The organism is Streptomyces sp. Y7 (genome assembly GCF_043195415.1).
Lineage (GTDB): Bacteria > Actinomycetota > Actinomycetes > Streptomycetales > Streptomycetaceae > Streptomyces.
Window position 1 is genome coordinate 226,405 of record NZ_JBIDDQ010000006.1, and the last position, 18,276, is coordinate 244,680.

Genomic DNA, 18,276 nt, shown 5'->3' on the forward strand with positions numbered 1-18,276 from the left:
TTAGGGCCCACTTGAGGATCCGCTGTCGGCGGCCTGTGCACCCGGCGGGCGGCCGCGATCGCGCGGGGCGCTTCAGCGCGCGAGCCGCACCCGGGCCAGCTGCCTCGACTGGGCCACCAGCCGGTCCGCGCTGTCCCAGACCTCGGCGTCCTCCTCCAGGAAGCCGCCCGCCAGGTTGCGGGTGGTGATCGACACCCGCAGCGGGCCGGGAGCCGGACGGCAGCGTATGTGGACGGTCAGTTCGACCGTGGGGACCCAGCCGGAGATGCCGATCTCGAAGGCGGTCGGGGGCAGCGCGTCCACGGCGAGGAGCAGGGAGAAGGGGTCGGCGTCACGGCCGTCGGCCAGGCCGAACCAGGCACGCATCTCGCCCTTGCCGGAGGGCTGCCCGAGCGCCCAGCCCAGGGTGGAGGGGTCGAGCTTGAGCATCAGCCGGTCGGCGATGGCCGAGCTGCCGTCGACGGGGGCGGGGCCGTCCTCGGGGCCGAAGCAGTGTTCCATCGGCGGGATGGCGGGCGGCCGGGCCGTCGTCCGGACGTCGTCGGGAAGGGCGTCCAGGTCGCCGTAGGAGGCGAGGACGCGGATCCGTTCGACCTCGCGGCCCTGCTCGTCGTACTGGAGGAGCGAGGCCTGCCCGGTCGACAGGGTCCGGCCCGTGCGCACCACGTCCGTGCGGACGACCGCCGGGCCCGGCTGGGAGGCGGTGAGGTAGTGCGCGGAGATCGTGAACGGGTCGGCGTGCGGCAGGGCGTCCGCGAGGGCGCGGCCCAGCACGGCCAGCAGATAACCGCCGTTGACGGCGCTGATGATGGTCCAGCCGGCGGAGAGGTCGATGTCGTAGACGCCGGGTTCGCGGCGGGTGAGCGCGGTGTCGCGGTCGAACTCGCTGTCGCCGATCGTGGCCCGCCGGGCCGTCGTGGCAGAGGCTGCTTCTGGCATGGATGAACGGTACAACAGCTAACTACTAAGCGGTAGCTTTGGAATCTGGTGAGATCCGGGCAACTTTTCGGCAAGTGTCCGGCTCGCCCGAAACCCGAGGCCCGATCTCCCCCTCTATCAGGACATGAGTCTCACCGGGACCCCGTTCCTCTACACGCTCGTCGTGCTGTGCGTCGTCGCCGTGGTGCTGCCGCTCGCCCTGTGGTCACGCGTGGGCGGACCCAGGGTCGTGCGGGCCGCCGCCCGGGTGCTGATGGTGCTGTTCGCGCAGGGCACGGCCGTCGCGCTGGTCTTCACGCTGGTCAACAACTCCAACCAGCTGTACGACAACTGGGGCGATCTGCTCGGCACCAGCGACCATGTGCACGAGGCCGCCGACCTCGGCGCCAGCGGCACCGGCGGGATCGCGCTGGAGAAGCTGCCCAAGGTCCGGCAGACCTTCAAGCAGGCCAAGGGGCCGGGCATGCGCGCGGAGGGCGGCGTGCTCGTCACCCACCTCAAGGGCCGGGTCTCGGGAGTGCACGCCGAGGTCAACGTCTGGCTGCCGCCGCAGTACCACGAGAGCGCCTACCGCGACCACAGGTTCCCGGTCGTCGAGGTCCTGCCGGGCTATCCCGGCTCGTCGAAGGCCTGGTACGGCACGATGGACGCGCCCCAGCAGCTCGCGCCGCTGATGCGCAGCGGGCAGATCGAGCCGTTCATCATCGTCTCGCCGCGCACCACCCTGCTGCCCGGCAAGGACACCGGCTGCGCGAACATCGCGGGCAAGGTCAACGCCGACAGCTGGCTCAGCGTCGACGTGCCGAAGATGGTCAGGGACAACTTCCGCGCCCAGGCCGCGCCGGACGGCTGGGCGGTGGCCGGGTACTCGGCGGGCGCGCACTGCGCGGCGAAGCTCGCCGTCGCCCACCCCGACCGCTACCGGGCCGCGGTCAGCATGTCCGGGTACAACGACCCCGCCGCGGTGCCCCAGTCGCTGGCCGGCAAGACCCCCGCGCTGCGGGCCGCGAACAACCCCTACGAACTGCTGAGGGCCGCCCCGGTCCCGCCGCGCGTCGCGCTGTACCTGTCGGGCCAGCCCAACGACGGCTACGAGGCGGCCATGGCCATCGAGCGGATCGCGAAGCCGCCCACGACCGTGAACGTGGTGTTCGTCCCGACCGACGCCGGCGGCCACACCATGGCGCTGTGGAAGCCGCAGGTCGTGCCCGCGTTCCGCTGGCTGTCCGAGGTGATGGGCGGCGAGCACCGGGCCCGAACGGCGCCCGGGACTACTCCTCTCGCACCGTCGACCGCCGGTTCCAGGCACGCGGAGCTCGCCAGTGGAAACGCATCGCCAGCAGACGCAGCACGAAGGCCGTGACGGCCGCGAGCGTGCTGGTGAACGGGGTCAGGGCGTCGTAGTGGATGCACAGGACCGTCATCGTGGCGCCGACGATCGCCGGGACCGCGTACAGGTCGCGGTCCCAGCGCAGCAGTGAGGGCACCTCGTTGGCCAGGACGTCGCGCAGCACACCGCCGCCCACGGCGGTCGCGAGGCCCAGGGCCACGGACGCGGTGAGGTTGAGGCCGTAGTCGTACGCCTTCGTCGTCCCGGCGACGCAGAACAGGCCGAGGCCCGCCGCGTCGAAGACGTTCACGCCGGTCTGGATGCGCTCCACGTGCGGGTGGAGGAAGAAGACCAGGAGCGCGGCGAGCAGCGGGGTGAGGAAGTACCCCAGGTCCGTGAACGCGGCGGGGGGCACCGCCCCGATGACCACGTCCCGGAACAGCCCGCCGCCCAGCGCCGTGACCTCGGCGAGGACGGCGATGCCGAAGACGTCGAAGTTCTTGCGGACGGCCAGCAGGGCGCCGGAGATCGCGAAGACGAAGATGCCGATCAGGTCGAGCGTGTGCTGGACGGACGGACTGAACAGTTGCTGGAGCACCCGTACATTCTCGCCCAGCACCGAGCCCCCGCCTTGCAAAGGAAGGCGGGGGCTCGTTTTGGGTTACTTCTCGGTGCTTTCGGAGGTCGAGTCTCCGGTCGCCTCGTCGGAGGTCGCCGCAGCCTCGCCGGCGGCCTCCTCGGACGCGGTCTCCGGGACCGGGTCCGGCTCCGGGACCGGGTCCGGCTCCGGCTGCGGCTGCGGCGCGGCCTCCTCGGGAGCGGCGCCGTCGGCCTCCGCCTCCGTCGCCTCCGGAGTGGTCTCCGTCGCCTCGGCCGCCACCGCCGCGACCGCCGCCGAAGTGGTGGCCGACTCCGCGAGCACCTCGTCGGCCACCAGCTCCGCCGCCTCCTTGGCGACGGACAGCAGGACGGTGTCCTGCGGCTGCTGGTCCTCGAAGCTCTCGGGGTGGTGGCACGCCACCCGCTGGCCGGGCTTCAGCTCCAGCAGCGGCGGCTCCGTCGTCCGGCAGACCTCCGTCGCCTTCCAGCACCGCGTGTGGAAGCGGCAGCCGCTCGGCGGGGAGATCGGCGAGGGCACGTCGCCGCGGAGCAGGATGCGCTCGCTCTTGACGCCCCGGCGCTTGGGGTCCGGGATCGGCACCGCCGACAGCAGGGCCTTGGTGTACGGGTGCATCGGCGCCTTGTACAGCGACTCGCGGTCGGCGAGCTCGACGATCTTGCCGAGGTACATCACCGCGATGCGGTCCGAGACGTGCCGGACGACCGACAGGTCGTGGGCGATGATCACGTACGTGAGGCCGAGCTCCTCCTGGAGGTCGTCCAGCAGGTTCACCACCTGCGCCTGGATCGACACGTCCAGCGCGGAGACGGGCTCGTCCGCCACGACCAGCTTCGGGTTGAGCGCGAGGGCGCGCGCGATGCCGATGCGCTGGCGCTGACCGCCGGAGAACTCGTGCGGGTAGCGGTTGTAGTGCTCGGGGTTCAGACCGACCACCGACAGCAGCCGCTGGACCTCCTTCTTCACCCCGCCCTCCGGCGTGACGCCCTGGAGCTTGAAGGGGGCGCCGACGATCGTGCCGATGGTGTGCCGGGGGTTCAGCGAGGAGTAGGGGTCCTGGAAGATCATCTGCACGTCACGGCGCATCGGGCGCATCTGCCCGACGCCGAGGTGCGTGATGTCGCGGCCCTCGAACTCCACCGAGCCGCCGGTCGGTTCGAGCAGCCGGGTGATGAGCCGGCCCATCGTCGACTTGCCGCAGCCCGACTCGCCGACGACGCCCAGCGTCTCGCCCTTGCGGACCTCGAAGTCGATGCCGTCGACCGCGCGCACCGCGCCGGTCTGCCGCTGCAGCAGCCCCTTGCGGATCGGGAAGTGCTTCTGAAGGCCCTTGACCCTCAGCAGGACATCGCCGTCGGCGCCGTCTTTCGTGAGGTTGTCCTTCTGCGCGGGGATCTTCACCGCTTTTTCGTCGCTCACAGCTTCGGCGCAATCTCTTCGGTCCAGATACGCTCCCGCTGCTCGGTGCTCATGTGGCAGGCGGCCCAGTGTGCGCCGCCGACCTCGGTCAGCTCGGGGCGGACCGTGCGGGTGACGTTGTCCTTCGGGATGTCCGCGTACGGGCAGCGCGGGTTGAAGGCGCAGCCGGACGGGATGTTGATCAGGGAGGGCGGGGACCCCTTGATCGGGATGAGGCGGTCCGTCTCCTCGCGGTCCAGCCGCGGCATCGAGCCGAGCAGGCCCCAGGTGTAGGGGTGGCGGGGCTCGGAGAAGACGGAGTCCGCGCGACCGCGCTCGACGGCCCGGCCGCCGTACATGACCAGCAGGTCGTCGGCCATCTCGGCGACGACACCGAGGTCGTGCGTGATCATGATGACCGCGGAGCCGAACTCCTTCTGCAGATCCCGGATCAGGTCGAGGATCTGCGCCTGCACGGTGACGTCCAGGGCGGTCGTCGGCTCGTCGGCGATGAGCAGCTCGGGGTTGTTCACCAGCGCCATGGCGATCATGGCGCGCTGGCGCATACCGCCGGAGAACTCGTGCGGGAAGCCGTCGACGCGCTTGTTCGGCTCGGGGATGCCCACCCGGTCCAGCATCTCGATGGCCCGCGTGCGGGCCACCTTCTTGCTGACCTTGTGGTGGACCCGGTACGCCTCGACGATCTGCTGCCCGACCGAGTAGTACGGGTGCATCGCCGACAGCGGGTCCTGGAAGATCATCGCCATCTTGCGGCCGCGCAACCGGCGTACGTCGTCGGGGTCGGCGGCGATCAGCTCCTGGCCGTCCAGCCAGACCTCGCCGGTGACCTTGGCGTTGGCCGAGCGGTGCAGGCCCATCACGCCGAGCGACGTGACGGACTTGCCGGAGCCGGACTCGCCGACGATGCCCAGGGTCCTGCCCCGCTGCACGTCGAAGCTGACGCCGTCGACGGACTTCACCAGACCGTCGTCCGTGTTGAAGTGGATACGCAGATCGCGTACCGAAAGGAAGGCGCCGTCCGTGTCGGACGGGGCGGCAGCGGCGGGTTCGCCGAGGGCCGCTTTCTCGAGCTTGCTCACGAGTACCTCACCCGGGGGTCGATGGCTGCGTACACCAGGTCGACGACGAGATTGCAGAAGACGATGAAGAACGCGGCGACCAGAGTCACGCCCATCACGATGGGCAGGTCGTTGTCCTTGATGGACTGGACCGCGTAGGCACCGATGCCCTGCAAGGAGAAGACGGTCTCGGTGAGTACGGCGGAGCCGACGAGGGTGCCGAAGTCCATGCCGAAGATGGTGACGATCGGGGTCAGCGCGGCGCGCAGGCCGTGCTTGGCGACGACCGTGGACTCCTTGAGGCCCTTGGCCCTTGCCGTTCTGATGTAGTCCTCGCCCATCGTCTCCAGCATGCCCGCCCGGGTGAGTCGGGCGTAGAGCGCGGAGAAGAGGAAGGCGAGGCTGACCCAGGGCAGGATCAGATGCCAGGCCCAGTCGGCCGGGTTCTCGGTGAACGGGACGTACTCGATGGCGTCCCAGATGGGGATCTCGTACACGAACAGGGCGTTGAGCACCTGGCCGGTGAAGAAGATCGGGAGGGAGACGCCGGCGAGGGCGATGAACATCGAGATGCGGTCGATGGGCTTGCCCTTGCGCAGCGCCGAGATGACGCCGGTCGTGACACCGAAGATCAGCCAGATCACGGCGGCACCGACGGCCAGCGAGAAGGAGACCGGGATCCGCTCCGTCAGCTGGGGCCACACCTCGACATGGCTCTTGAAGGAGTAGCCGAAGCAGGGGGCGTCGCAACGGGTGGCGTCGGGACCGAACTTGTAGTCCGCGCCCACCACGAGGCCCTTGATGTAGTCCCAGTACTGGACGGCGATGGGCTGGTCCAGCCCGAGGTTCCGTTTGATGGCGGCGACGGACTCGGGGTTGGCGTCCTTGCCGACATACTGAGTGGCCAGCTGGTCGGCGGTCTGGCCACCGAGCCGTGGCACGAGGAAGAAGATCGCGAAGGTGACTGCGCTGACCACCAGCAGCAACAGCACCGCGCCGAAGACGCGTCGGATGATGTACGCAGCCACAGCTGTACGGCTCCGGGCGGCCGGGGCGGGTTGTGCCCGCCCCGGCCGTCCGGTGCCTTCACCTGCCTTTCGGGGAATCCGGCCTGTCGGCCACTACTTGGTGGAGCTCAGCAGCGTGTAGTCGTACATGCCGAGGTAGGCCTGCGTGACCGTGACGTTGGCCGCGGACTCCGGACGGAACAGCAGGTTCTTGCGGTAGATCAGCGGGACGACGGACGCGTTGTCCATGACCATCTTGTCGATGTCGCCCCAGGCCTTGGTGCGGGCCGCGGAGTCGGTGTTGGCGATCGCGTCCGTGAGGGCCTTGTTGATCTTCGGGTCGTTCAGTTCCATCAGGTTGTTGCCGCCGGAGGGCTTGATGGCGGCACCGTTGATGATCTGGTCGAGGAAGCCGTAGCCGGTCGGCCAGTCAGCACCCCACGCCATGGAGAGCATGCCGAGCTTGTTGTCGTGGACGTAGCTCGGGACACCGGCGAAGTTGGAGAAGTACTTACCCGACGGGAACTGCTTGATCTCGACGTTGATGCCGACCTTCTTGAGCGAGGCCTGAACGGCCGTCGCCGAAGCAACCTCGGCGGGACGGTCGGAACGCGCGGTCAGGATCGTATCGAAGCCGTTCGGCTTGCCACACGCCTTCAGAGCTTCCTTGGCCTTGGCCACGTTGCCCTTGTTGCCGTCCGTCGCATAGGTGTCGAACTTGGTGTAGCCGTTGACCGACGGCGGCAGCAGCGTGCTGGCCACGTCACCCTTCGGCGAACCACCGATGGCGTCCTGCACCGACTTCTTGTCGACGGCCCACTGCACGGCCTTGCGGCAGTCGGCGTTGTCGAACGGCTTCACGTTCACGTTCAGCGCGATGTACTGCGTCGCACCGGCGTAGGCGGCGTCCGTCTGGGCGACGTTCTTGCCCGTCAGCACCTTCGGCTGGGTCGCCGGCTGGACACCGGTGCCCGCCGCGTCGACCGTGATCTTGTCGGAGAGCAGGTCGTTGTCGACCGTCACCGGGTTGACCTTGAACTTGATCGTGACCTTGTCCGGCAGCGCCTTGCGGATCGGGTCCGTCTTGGCGTCCCAGTTCTTGTTGCGCACGAGGGTGGCGCTGCGGCCCTCCTCGTAGGACTCGAACTGGTACGGGCCGGAGGACACGATGTTCTGGACGTACTTCGCGCCCGTGTCCTTGGCCTGCGGCACCGGGGCCGTCTGCGAGAACGTCGCCAGGTAGTCGAAGTCCGCGAAGGGCTGCTTCAACTTGAAGACGATCGTGCTGTCGTCCGGCGTCTCGATGGACTTGATGCCGTCCGCGGACTTGTCCTTGTAGGGGCCCTTGTACTTGTCGCCGCCCTCAAGGTACGCCTTGAAGTACGTCGGGCCGTTGGACAGCGCCTCGGGCGCGAAGTTGGAACGCTCGATGGCGTACTTCACGTCCTTGGACGTGATCGGCGTGCCGTCCTGGAACTTCACGCCCTGCCGGAGCTTGTACGTCCAGGTCTTGGCGTCCGCGCTCGGCTTGCCCAGGGACTCGGCCAGGTCGGGAACGACCTCGAGGCCCTCCTTGCCGGCGGCCGGCTTGAACGTCGTCAGCGCACGCGCATAGAGGCGGGAGAAGTTCTGCACCCAGCCGTAGTACGTGTTGCCCGGGTCCAGGGAGTCCGGAACGTCCGAGTGCTCGTACGTGACCGTCCCCCCCTTCTTCGTGGACGCGTTGACGATGGAGGACAGCGCGGCGTCCTTCTTGCCGTTGCCTCCGCCGTTGCCGTCACTGTCATCCCCGCCACCACATGCGGCAGCACCCAGCGAGAGCGCCAGGACCGACGCGATCGCGGCGGTCACCCTTCTCGTCTTCACCTGAGGAAAGCCCCCTCTATCGATGGATCACTTGCTGCGAGGGTCGAGGGCGTCACGCAGCCCGTCACCCAGCAGGTTGAAGGCCAGGACGGTGATGAAGATCGCCAATCCGGGCACGAACATGTACTGCGGATCTGCTGTGTACAGATCGACAGCGTTGCTGAGCATGCCGCCCCAGGAAGCCTGCGGCGGAGCGATGCCGACTCCGAGGAAGCTCAGCGCGGCCTCGAAGAGGATGTTCGTCGGGATGATCAGCGTCGAGTAGACGAGGATCGGCGCGACGAGATTGGGGAGCAACTCGCGGAACAGGATGTACGGACCGCGTGCGCCGAGGCTCGTGGAGGCCTCGATGAACTCACGCCTGCGCAGGGTCATGGTCTGCGCGCGCACGATGCGGCCGATGTACGGCCAGCTGAAGAAGCCGATCACGAAGATCAGCACGCAGATGCGCAGCGGAAGCCCTTCGAGCCCGAAGAAACCGTCCTGCACGGAGGCGGAGATGGAGATCGCGAACAGCAGCAGCGGGAAGGCCAGGAAGGTGTCCATCAGCCGGCTGATAACGCTGTCGATCCAGCCGCCGTAGTACCCGGCGACGACGCCGAGCACCGTGCCGATGGCCACGGAGAGGACCGTGGCGCCTCCCGCGACCAGCAGCGAGACCCAGGAGCCGTCGATGATGCGGGCGAGCATGTCGCGGCCGTACTGGGGGTCGACGCCCAGCGGGTGATCCCAACTCATTCCGCCCCAGCCGCCCTTGGGGGCGAGCAGGGCCGGGTCGATGAGGTCTTGGTTGAACTCGTTGGGGTCGAGGCCGAAGACCCACTGGATCGGCTTGGAGAGCACGGCCATCAGCACGAGGCAGAGGACGACAACCCCGCCGGCCATGGCGACCTTGTCCCGCTTGAAGCGCATCCAGGCGATCTGGGAGAGCGAACGCCCCTCGATCTGGCTCTTCTTGACTCCGGTGAGCACGGCCTCGGGCTGCGCTTCAGCCTCCGCTCCCGTTGTCTCGATCGGTGCGGTCACGGTGAGATTGACCCCTCTCGGCCGACGGTTGCCGACCCCATGGCTGCCGCTGTAGCGGTTGCATTTCTCGTACACAGGACCGACCGGCCCGTGTCTTGCGGGGAGTCTTCAACGCTTTGGCGATCTGTTGCCAGAGGTGACCGGGAAAGTATGCGCAACCGTGATGCTGTCTGGGGGGTTCCGTTATCCGAACACGGGGTAACGCCCGTCGGACGCGAGCCAGTTGGGGCGTATGAGGGCGGACCGGGACCTTCCGATCGCATCTACGCGCGGAGATTCGCCTATGAAACCGCAGTGAACGCCCCTGCGCACCTACGAAGTCGGGTTACCGACCGAACGGAAGGTGAGCGCGTTCCAAGATCAGTAACGACCCTGTGCCGGTGGGTAACCATAGCCGCCGGCGGGGGCCTGAGCGGGTGCGGCGTGCGCCTCGCGGTCGTAGAACGGACGGGCGCTCGCGCGCATCCACATGGCGATCGGATCGTCCTCGTCGGACATCGCCACGGTCGACACCGGCAGCCCGTCCGGGACCGCGCCGATCGACTGGAGCATCATCGAGCGCACCGAGTCCACCGCGGACGGGCTGGTGTCGTACACGTCCAGTCCGATGGCGAGATACGGCGCCCCGAGCGCCGGCTGCACCCAGGCGCGGCGCAGCGAGCGGACGGCCGGGGTGCGGTGGGCGTTCTGCGCGAGCAGGGCGTAGAACTGCGGGATCTCGATGCCGGGCTCCGACAGCCTGAGCGGACCGGCGGGCTGGCGGTCCAGGCCGGTGGCGATGCGCCGCAGGTCGAGCCACGGGATGCCGACGCCGCCGCCCGGGGCGTGCGGGTTCAGCCAGAGGCCGTAGTGGTCCGGGTAGAGGGTGCGGGCCACATCGACGCCGTCGACCACCTCGTAGCTGCGGTTCCAGCCGCTGGCGGACAGCTCCTGGGCGGAGGTGACGCACGGGGCGTAGCCGTACCCGTCGACGTCCATGTTTCCGTACTGGGCGTCCGGGGACCCGGACTGGCCGTGCCACAGCAGCATCCAGACCTGGCCGGTGGAAGGGGTGGCGAGGGCCCGCAGGAGGGCCTCGTAGGCGTCGTAGCGCCCGGGCGTCACCTGGCGCAGCATGTGCTCGACCTGTCCGGTCGAGGTTGTGCCGCTCGCGCTCACGATTTACCGCCCCTTCGGGAAACATGGCTTGTGAGCCCAGCTTAGGCGCTCCGCCGGGAGAGCCGTGGAGAGCTCGGGACTTGAGGTGGGTCTTCTGCCTGCGGGCCGGTGGGGGCTGGTCGCGCAGTTCCTCGCGCCCCCAGGTTCTCAGAGTTCGCGCGTGTAGAAGGGCCGTACCTTCGCGCGCATCCACTCGATCACCGGGTCCTGGGCCACGTCCAGGAGGACCAGGTTGACCTGCCAGGGGACCGGGGCGCGGCCCAGGGCCTGGGCGAGGGCGGTCGTGGGGGCGGCGCGCAGGTCGCCCTCCCAGTGCGTGAGTTCCACGCCTACGAACATCACGGGGGCGGCCGTCTCGATCGCCGCCAGGCAGCGGCGTGCCGTCGCGACCACGCCGGTCGCCGCGAACTCCGCCGACGCCGCGGCGAGGAAGTCGACCGGATCCTCCTGCCAGTCCGGCTCGTAGAGCTTGACCCGGCCGCCGGAGGCGGGGCCGTCCAGCTGAGTGCGGCCCGACCGGCACAGCTCGGCGACGGCCGCCGGGGGCAGCGGGACGCCGACCACGCCGTCGGGGTTCAGGGCGATGCCCACGTGCGGCGGCAGTCCGCGCGCGAACTCCACGGCCGGGGCGACGGTGAACGCCATGTGGGAGCCGACGACCTGGCGGAACTGCTCCTCGGAGGTGAAGACCGGGACGTACCCCTGGCCCCCGATCTCCATCGTGGGCAGGTCCAGCGGACCGCTGTGCGGGCCGCCGCCGTTGGGCAGGGGCACCCAGACGAAGCTGCGGCCCAGCACCTCGACGATGCGGGCGCCCGCCGAGGGCATGCCGAGGGAGGCGGAGAGCACCTCCTCCAGTTCGTTGCCGGGCCAGCCTCCGTGGGTGTGGAGGTGGGCCCGGGCCGAGAAGTCCGCGGGAAGATCCGCTGGGAAGTCCATCTGTCTGACCGCCTGCTGTGAACCACGTCTGAGGCCCAAAAGGCTAGCCGGTGTCCGCCCGGCACAGGTCTACGGGCGGTCCGCTCGCGCACGGCCGGGCCGGACCCCGCGGACCCGGCCCGGCCGCCGTACGCCCCCGGGTCAGCCCGTGAAGCCGATCCGGCGCAGGACGTCCGCCGCGTCCCGGTCGATCAGCACCGCCGAACCACAGCCCTGCGGCAGAACGCCCTTCGCCGCCGAGCGCAGCAGCCGGGAGGCCGCCGTGCGGTGCCGCAGGAAGGCGTACCGCGAGACGCCCCGGCCGCGCTCGCGCTGCCCCTCCAGGGCGGTGCCCGGCGTCACGTCGAGCAGCAGCAGGTGCAGGGTGCCGCCCCGGCGCCGGGCCGCGCGGGCCAGCCAGCCGCGCACCCAGGCCTGCGTGCCGCAGTCGTGCACGACGACGCCCTCGCCGCTGCGCAGCGCGCGCCGCAGCCCCGCGTAGTGCGCGAGGCGGACCAGGGGGCGGTAGACGGCGTAGGGGAGGAAGCGGGGCATGCGGGCGTCCCAGTGGTCCCGGGTGTCCTGGGAGTCGATGCGCAGGCCCTTCACCGTCCGCTTCATCAGCGTCGACTTGCCGCTGCCGGGCAGGCCGGTGATCACGACGAGGTCCTTGGGGCCGAAGAGCAGCGCGTGCGGGCTGTGCCCGGAGCGTTCTCGCAGATCGCGGACCACGGGCGCGGGGCACAGGGCGCGGGCTTCGACAGAGGGGGCCGTGGGCTGCTTGGGCAGCGCCAGGCCCGACGTCGTGGCGTACGCCGTGGTGCGGTTCACCGTCATCGTCCTCCTCCGGGGGTCAGGATTCCCCATCCCCACTGAGCGTAAAGAGAAGGTAATAGAGGATCTCTCGTATTTTCGTTCGCTTCCTGCCACAAGCCGGTTACAGACATGGCCCTGCCGCCGACGAGCCGGGCATGCAATGATGGCGGCGCCAACTGCATACCGGCCGTTTGAATCCGCGCGGGAGAGTCCCCAGCAGTGCATCGCTGGGGCGCCGAAGGAGCAAGTCCCTCCCTTGAATCTCTCAGGCCCCGTTACCGCGCGGGCGAGGCACATCTGAAAAGCGGGTCGCCGCGTGCGCGGTGGCTCCACCCAAGGTGCAAGCCATGATCACCGTCTCCGGGATCATGGCGAACCTCTCAGGTTCCGATGACAGATGGGGAGGAACGACCTCGCCCGTCATGCCTTTGGGAGACAACGGACCGATGAGCAGCACCGACCCCTCCGAGAAGCGCCGTACCGCGCTCGACGCCCTGCATCGCTCGCTCGGCGCGACCATGACCGACTTCGCCGGCTGGGACATGCCCCTGCGCTACGCCTCCGAGCGCGACGAGCACAACGCCGTACGCACCCGGGCCGGCCTGTTCGACCTCTCCCACATGGGCGAGATCACCGTGACCGGGCCGCAGGCGGCCGGGCTGCTGAACCACGCCCTCGTCGGCAACATCGCCTCCGTCGGCGTCGGCCGCGCCCGCTACACCATGATCTGCCAGGCCGACGGCGGCATCCTCGACGACCTGATCGTCTACCGGCTCACCGAGACCGAGTACATGGTCGTCGCCAACGCCTCCAACGCCCAGATCGTGCTCGACGCCCTGGTGGAACGATCCGCCGGCTTCGACGCCGAGGTCCGCGACGACCGCGACGCCTACGCGCTGCTGGCCGTCCAGGGCCCCGAGTCCCCCGGCATCCTGAAGTCGCTGACCGACGCCGACCTCGACGGCCTGAAGTACTACGCCGGCCTGCCCGGCACCGTCGCCGGCGTCCCCGCGCTCATCGCCCGCACGGGCTACACCGGCGAGGACGGCTTCGAGCTGTTCGTGAAGCCGGAGCACGCCGTGGAGCTCTGGCAGGCGCTGACCGAGGCCGGCGAGGGCGTCGGCCTGGTCCCCTGCGGGCTGTCCTGCCGGGACACGCTGCGCCTGGAGGCGGGCATGCCGCTGTACGGCAACGAGCTGAGCACCACCCTCACCCCCTTCGACGCCGGGCTCGGCCGGGTGGTGAAGTTCGAGAAGGAGGGCGACTTCGTCGGGCGCGAGGCGCTGACCGAGGCCGCCGAGCGTGCCGCCCAGAACCCGCCCCGCGTGCTCGTCGGCCTGATCGCCGAGGGGCGTCGCGTCCCGCGCGCCGGGTACCCGGTCGTCGCCGGCGGCGAGGTCATCGGCGAGGTCACCTCCGGTGCGCCCTCCCCCACCCTGGGCAAGCCCATCGCCATGGCGTACGTCGACGCGGCGCACGCGGCGCCGGGCACCGCCGGGGTCGGCGTGGACATCCGCGGCAGCCACGAGCCCTACGAGGTCGTGGCACTGCCGTTCTACAAGCGGCAGAAGTAACGCCACAAGAAGAGACTGACAGCGGCACGTGCGTGACCCTGCGCACATTTCCGCTGATCACACACGTATCCAGCCGTCCCCCATTCACCACCACTCCCGCGCGTACAGGAGAATTCAGGCCATGAGCAACCCCCAGCAGCTGCGCTACAGCAAGGAGCACGAGTGGCTGTCGACCGCCGAGGACGGCGTCTCGACGGTCGGCATCACGGAGTTCGCGGCCAACGCGCTCGGCGATGTCGTCTTCGCCCAGCTCCCCGAGGTCGGCTCGACCGTGACCGCGGGTGAGACCTGCGGTGAGCTGGAGTCGACCAAGTCCGTCTCCGACCTGTACTCCCCCGTCACCGGCGAGATCACCGAGATCAACGAGGACGTGGTGAACGACCCGTCGCTCGTGAACTCCGCCCCCTTCGAGGGCGGCTGGCTGTTCAAGGTACGCATCACGGAGGAGCCGGCCGACCTGCTCTCCGCCGACGAGTACGTCGCCCACACCGCCGGCTGAGGAGTCGTATCCCTTATGTCTGACACTTCTGACAAGTCGCTTCTGAACACCCCCCTGCATGAGCTGGACCCGGCGATCGCCGCGGCGCTGGACGCCGAGCTGGAGCGTCAGCAGTCGACGCTGGAGATGATCGCGTCGGAGAACTTCGCTCCGGTCGCGGTCATGGAGGCGCAGGGCTCGGTCGCCACGAACAAGTACGCCGAGGGCTACCCGGGCCGGCGCTACTACGGCGGCTGTGAGCACGTCGATGTCGCCGAGCAGATCGCGATCGACCGGGTCAAGGAGCTGTTCGGCGCGGAGTACGCCAATGTGCAGCCGCACTCGGGTGCCTCCGCCAACCAGGCGGCGCTGTTCGCGATCGCCCAGCCCGGCGACACGATCCTGGGCCTGGACCTCGCGCACGGCGGGCACCTCACCCACGGCATGCGACTGAACTTCTCCGGCAAGCAGTTCAACGTGGTCGCCTACCACGTCGAGAGCGACACCGGCCTGGTCGACATGGCCGAGGTCGAGCGCCTGGCCAAGGAGCACCGCCCCAAGGTGATCATCGCCGGCTGGTCGGCGTACCCGCGGCAGCTGGACTTCGCCGCGTTCCGCCGGATCGCCGACGAGGTCGGCGCCTACCTGTGGGTCGACATGGCGCACTTCGCCGGCCTGGTCGCGGCGGGCCTGCACCCCAACCCGGTCCCGCACGCCGACGTGGTCACCTCCACCACCCACAAGACCCTCGGCGGCCCGCGCGGCGGCATCATCCTGGCCCGCAGCAAGGAGTTCGCCAAGAAGCTGAACTCCTCGGTCTTCCCCGGCTTCCAGGGCGGCCCGCTGGAGCACGTGATCGCCGCGAAGGCGGTCTCCTTCAAGGTCGCCGCCTCCGAGGAGTTCAAGGAGCGCCAGCAGCGCACCATCGACGGCGCCCGCATCCTGGCGCAGCGGCTGACCGCGCCGGACGCCCGCGAGGCGGGGGTGAACGTGCTCACCGGCGGCACCGACGTGCACCTGATCCTGGTCGACCTGCGCGCCTCCGAGCTCGACGGGCAGCAGGCCGAGGACCGCCTCCACGAGGTCGGCATCACCGTCAACCGCAACGCCGTGCCCGACGACCCGCGCCCGCCCATGGTCACCTCCGGCCTGCGCATCGGCACCCCGGCCCTGGCCACCCGCGGCTTCACCGCGGAGGACTTCACCGAGGTCGCCGACGTCATCGCCGAAACCCTGAAGCCGGTCTACGACGCCGACGCGCTCAAGGCCCGGGTCAAGGCACTCACCGACAAGCACCCGCTCTACCCCGTTCTGAACAAGTAGTTCCTTTCCCCGGGGTGTCCCGCACACTGGTCAGTGAGCGGGCGGGGCACCCCGCGGAAGCCTTCTGCACCACCCCGTATTGAGGAGTCCCCGTGGCCATCTCGGTCTTCGACCTGTTCTCGATCGGCATCGGCCCGTCCAGCTCCCACACGGTCGGCCCGATGCGCGCGGCACGCATGTTCGCCCGCCGCCTGCACAACGACGGCGTCCTGCCCGCCGTCACCTCCATACGCGCCGAGCTCTACGGCTCGCTCGGCGCCACCGGCCACGGCCACGGCACCCCCAAGGCGGTGCTGCTCGGCCTGGAGGGCGACTCGCCCCGCACCGTCGACGTGGAGACCGCCGACGACCGGGTCGAGAAGATCAAGTCGTCGGGCCGCCTGAGGCTCCTCGACGAACACGAGGTCCCCTTCGACTTCGACAAGGACCTCGTGCTGCACCGCCGCAAGGCGCTGCCGTACCACGCGAACGGCATGACGCTGTGGGCGTTCGACGCCTCCGGCGAAGAGCTCATGTCCAAGACGTACTACTCCGTCGGCGGCGGCTTCGTCGTCGACGAGGACGCGGTCGGCGCGGACCGCATCAAGCTCGACGACACCGTCCTGAAGTACCCCTTCCGCACGGGCGACGAGCTGCTGCGCCTGACGCAGGAGACCGGGCTGTCGATCTCCGCGCTGATGCTGGAGAACGAGCGGGCCTGGCGCACCGAGGAGGAGATCCGCGAGGGCCTGCTGGAGATCTGGCGGGTGATGCAGGCGTGCGTGTCCCGCGGCATGGCGCGTGAAGGCATCCTGCCGGGCGGCCTGAAGGTCCGCCGCAGGGCCGCGAACACCGCCCGCAAGCTGCGCTCCGAGGGCGACCCGAAGGCCCTCGCCATGGAGTGGATCACGCTCTACGCGATGGCCGTGAACGAGGAGAACGCCGCCGGCGGCCGCGTCGTGACGGCCCCGACGAACGGCGCGGCGGGCATCATCCCCGCGGTCCTGCACTACTACATCAACTTCGTGCCGGGCGCCGACGAGGAGGGCGTGGTCCGCTTCCTCCTCGCCGCGGGCGCGATCGGCATGCTCTTCAAGGAGAACGCCTCCATCTCCGGGGCCGAGGTCGGCTGCCAGGGCGAGGTCGGCTCGGCCTGCTCGATGGCCGCGGGCGCGCTGGCGGAGGTGCTGGGCGGCAGCCCGGAGCAGGTGGAGAACGCCGCCGAGATCGGCATGGAGCACAACCTCGGTCTGACCTGCGACCCCGTCGGCGGACTCGTCCAGATCCCGTGCATCGAGCGCAACGGCATGGCCGCGGTCAAGGCCGTCACGGCGGCCCGGATGGCGATGCGCGGCGACGGCAGCCACAAGGTGTCCCTGGACAAGGTCATCAAGACCATGAAGGACACCGGCGCCGACATGTCCGTCAAGTACAAGGAGACGGCGCGAGGGGGGCTGGCGGTCAACATCATCGAATGTTGACAATTCCACGTCAGGAACGCGTCAGCCGTGCCACGGTGGGGCATACACCCAGTCCAACTCCTGTCCCCCCACCGGTACATCAGGGAGTCCCCCCATGCTGCGCGGCATCGACGTAAGCGCGTACCAGTCTTCCTCCTACGACACCGACGGCCTCTCCTTCGTCTTCATCAAGGCGACGGAGGGCCGTTCCTACATCAACCCCAAACTCGCCGCCCAGACCAAGCGCGCCCGGGACGCCGGCCTGGTCGTCGGCTTCTACCACTTCCTGTGGCCCGGCAACCTCTCCGCCCAGGCCGACTACTTCGTCAGCAAGGCCCCCGAGAAGGCGGGCGACATCCTCGCCGTCGACTGGGAAACCACCAGCGAGGGCACCCACGCCAGCAACGCGGAAAAAGACCTCTTCATCCGCAAACTCAAGGAGAAACGACCGAACAACCCGGTCATTCTCTACGCCAACCGGCATTACTGGCTGAATGTCGACAGGACCTCGTACGCCGGCGACGGCCTCTGGATCGCCGACTACGTCACGGCGGGCAAGCCCCGCATCCAGGCGAAATGGCGCTTCCACCAGTACACGGACGACCCGCTGGACAAGAACGTCGCGAACTTCTCCAGCAAGGCGGCACTTCGGGAGTGGGCCGAGAATGCCTGACGCTCATCCCCCGGCCGCGCCGATCGCCGCTCTGAGCCGCTTCGCGGGCGGATCAGCGAGATAGTCGTTCAGCAGGGCAAAGGTACGAAGCTCGAGCGGCAGGGCTTCGTACCAGGCGAGTCCGAGGAGATTGCAGTTGTTGCAGACGAGGCCGCGCACGCAGTCACCACAGCTTCCCTGCGCACAACACGCGTGATCGTGATCGAGATGCATGGCTTTCCCGCCGGTGTGGGCTCTGCGGCACACGGCACACCGATCCTGCTGAAATCGCGCGAGCAGGCTGACGAATTCCCTAGTCACCTTGTAGTTGTTGAGGCGCACCCGCTCGGAGTTGCAGGGTTTACAGTAGGGTCTCGGCGCACCGGAGGCGTTGACCGCCGAGAAGTCCGAGCGCGGTTTACCGAGGCCGCACCCCAGGCATTCGACGATTCCACGTTCGACCATCTCTCGGACGGCGCCGTTGGCCCTCTTCGGGCGCAGTGGCGAGAGCGGCTGCCCCTTGCTCCTCTGCTGATAGTGAGCCGTACAGAGCCCTCGGGCGGATACCGCTCTCCCGCACTCACCGAAGCCGCACATCCGGCTCTCCGCGGTAGCACGATAGGCATCGATAGGTGCCATGCCTCGACCCCTTCG

The 18,276-nt window shown here is 69.1% G+C and carries 17 protein-coding genes and 1 riboswitch; of the genes, 6 read left to right on the forward strand and 11 right to left on the reverse strand.

From position 1 onward, the window contains the following. Nucleotides 1-72 precede the first annotated feature (72 nt). A complete protein-coding gene (locus tag ACGFW6_RS18470; RefSeq protein ID WP_393510396.1) occupies nt 73-939 on the reverse strand; it encodes a thioesterase family protein in 867 nt (288 codons plus the stop codon). A gap of 124 nt (nt 940-1,063) precedes the next feature. Between ACGFW6_RS18470 and ACGFW6_RS18475 the strand changes: the two genes are divergently transcribed. Then, on the forward strand, nt 1,064-2,302 hold the full coding sequence (locus tag ACGFW6_RS18475; protein WP_393510399.1) for an alpha/beta hydrolase: 1,239 nt from the start codon (nt 1,064-1,066) through the stop codon (nt 2,300-2,302). Here ACGFW6_RS18475 and ACGFW6_RS18480 read toward each other — a convergent pair. From ACGFW6_RS18480 to ACGFW6_RS18520, 9 genes are all read right to left on the reverse strand, one after another. Next, the gene (locus ACGFW6_RS18480) at nt 2,211-2,867 is read right to left on the reverse strand and encodes a trimeric intracellular cation channel family protein (protein WP_393510850.1); all 657 of its coding nucleotides are present in this window, start codon (nt 2,865-2,867) and stop codon (nt 2,211-2,213) included. The genes ACGFW6_RS18475 and ACGFW6_RS18480 overlap by 92 nt on opposite strands. A 63-nt stretch (nt 2,868-2,930) precedes the next feature. Next, nucleotides 2,931-4,307, reverse strand: coding sequence for an ABC transporter ATP-binding protein (locus tag ACGFW6_RS18485; protein WP_393510402.1), 1,377 nt, complete (start codon nt 4,305-4,307; stop codon nt 2,931-2,933). Further along, nucleotides 4,304-5,386: an ABC transporter ATP-binding protein gene (locus ACGFW6_RS18490; protein WP_393510405.1), complete on the reverse strand. Its 1,083-nt coding sequence runs from the start codon at nt 5,384-5,386 to the stop codon at nt 4,304-4,306. The genes ACGFW6_RS18485 and ACGFW6_RS18490 overlap by 4 nt, the downstream gene beginning before the upstream one ends. Next, the gene (locus ACGFW6_RS18495; protein ID WP_393510408.1) at nt 5,383-6,393 is read right to left on the reverse strand and encodes an ABC transporter permease; all 1,011 of its coding nucleotides are present in this window, start codon (nt 6,391-6,393) and stop codon (nt 5,383-5,385) included. The genes ACGFW6_RS18490 and ACGFW6_RS18495 overlap by 4 nt, the downstream gene beginning before the upstream one ends. A gap of 93 nt (nt 6,394-6,486) precedes the next feature. Beyond that, a complete protein-coding gene (locus ACGFW6_RS18500) occupies nt 6,487-8,223 on the reverse strand; it encodes an ABC transporter substrate-binding protein (RefSeq protein WP_393510853.1) in 1,737 nt (578 codons plus the stop codon). Nucleotides 8,224-8,265: 42 nt separating this feature from the next. Next, on the reverse strand, nt 8,266-9,264 hold the full coding sequence (locus ACGFW6_RS18505) for an ABC transporter permease (RefSeq protein ID WP_393510411.1): 999 nt from the start codon (nt 9,262-9,264) through the stop codon (nt 8,266-8,268). Between the two features lie 360 nt (nt 9,265-9,624). Further along, nucleotides 9,625-10,422: an enhanced serine sensitivity protein SseB C-terminal domain-containing protein gene (locus ACGFW6_RS18510; protein ID WP_393510414.1), complete on the reverse strand. Its 798-nt coding sequence runs from the start codon at nt 10,420-10,422 to the stop codon at nt 9,625-9,627. Between the two features lie 147 nt (nt 10,423-10,569). Then, nucleotides 10,570-11,361: an enhanced serine sensitivity protein SseB gene (locus ACGFW6_RS18515; RefSeq protein ID WP_393510417.1), complete on the reverse strand. Its 792-nt coding sequence runs from the start codon at nt 11,359-11,361 to the stop codon at nt 10,570-10,572. Between the two features lie 141 nt (nt 11,362-11,502). Further along, entirely contained in the window at nt 11,503-12,177 is a 675-nt protein-coding gene (locus tag ACGFW6_RS18520; protein WP_393510420.1) for an AAA family ATPase, read from the reverse strand. A gap of 171 nt (nt 12,178-12,348) precedes the next feature. Beyond that, a riboswitch (glycine riboswitch) is annotated at nt 12,349-12,447 on the forward strand. A gap of 155 nt (nt 12,448-12,602) precedes the next feature. Between ACGFW6_RS18520 and gcvT the strand changes: the two genes are divergently transcribed. The 5 genes from gcvT (at nt 12,603) to ACGFW6_RS18545 (ending at nt 17,643) form a co-directional block, all read left to right on the forward strand. Continuing rightward, entirely contained in the window at nt 12,603-13,730 is a 1,128-nt protein-coding gene (gene gcvT, locus ACGFW6_RS18525; protein ID WP_393510423.1) for a glycine cleavage system aminomethyltransferase GcvT, read from the forward strand. 121 nt (nt 13,731-13,851) lie between these two features. Next, a complete protein-coding gene (gcvH, locus tag ACGFW6_RS18530; protein WP_393510425.1) occupies nt 13,852-14,229 on the forward strand; it encodes a glycine cleavage system protein GcvH in 378 nt (125 codons plus the stop codon). Between the two features lie 15 nt (nt 14,230-14,244). Next, nucleotides 14,245-15,531 (forward strand): serine hydroxymethyltransferase, encoded by a 1,287-nt coding sequence (gene glyA, locus ACGFW6_RS18535; protein WP_393510428.1) that lies wholly within the window; start codon nt 14,245-14,247, stop codon nt 15,529-15,531. A 92-nt stretch (nt 15,532-15,623) separates the two neighbouring features. Then, nucleotides 15,624-16,991 (forward strand): L-serine ammonia-lyase, encoded by a 1,368-nt coding sequence (locus ACGFW6_RS18540; RefSeq protein WP_393510431.1) that lies wholly within the window; start codon nt 15,624-15,626, stop codon nt 16,989-16,991. A 94-nt stretch (nt 16,992-17,085) separates the two neighbouring features. Continuing rightward, nucleotides 17,086-17,643, forward strand: a complete 558-nt coding sequence (locus ACGFW6_RS18545; RefSeq protein WP_393510434.1) for a glycoside hydrolase family 25 protein — start codon at nt 17,086-17,088, stop codon at nt 17,641-17,643. A gap of 3 nt (nt 17,644-17,646) precedes the next feature. On the opposite strand, the gene ACGFW6_RS18550 is transcribed toward ACGFW6_RS18545, so the two are convergent. Continuing rightward, nucleotides 17,647-18,087 carry an endonuclease domain-containing protein gene (locus ACGFW6_RS18550; protein ID WP_393510436.1) on the reverse strand — a complete coding sequence of 147 codons (441 nt, stop codon included), beginning with the start codon at nt 18,085-18,087 and terminating at the stop codon, nt 17,647-17,649. Nucleotides 18,088-18,276: the final 189 nt, after the last annotated feature.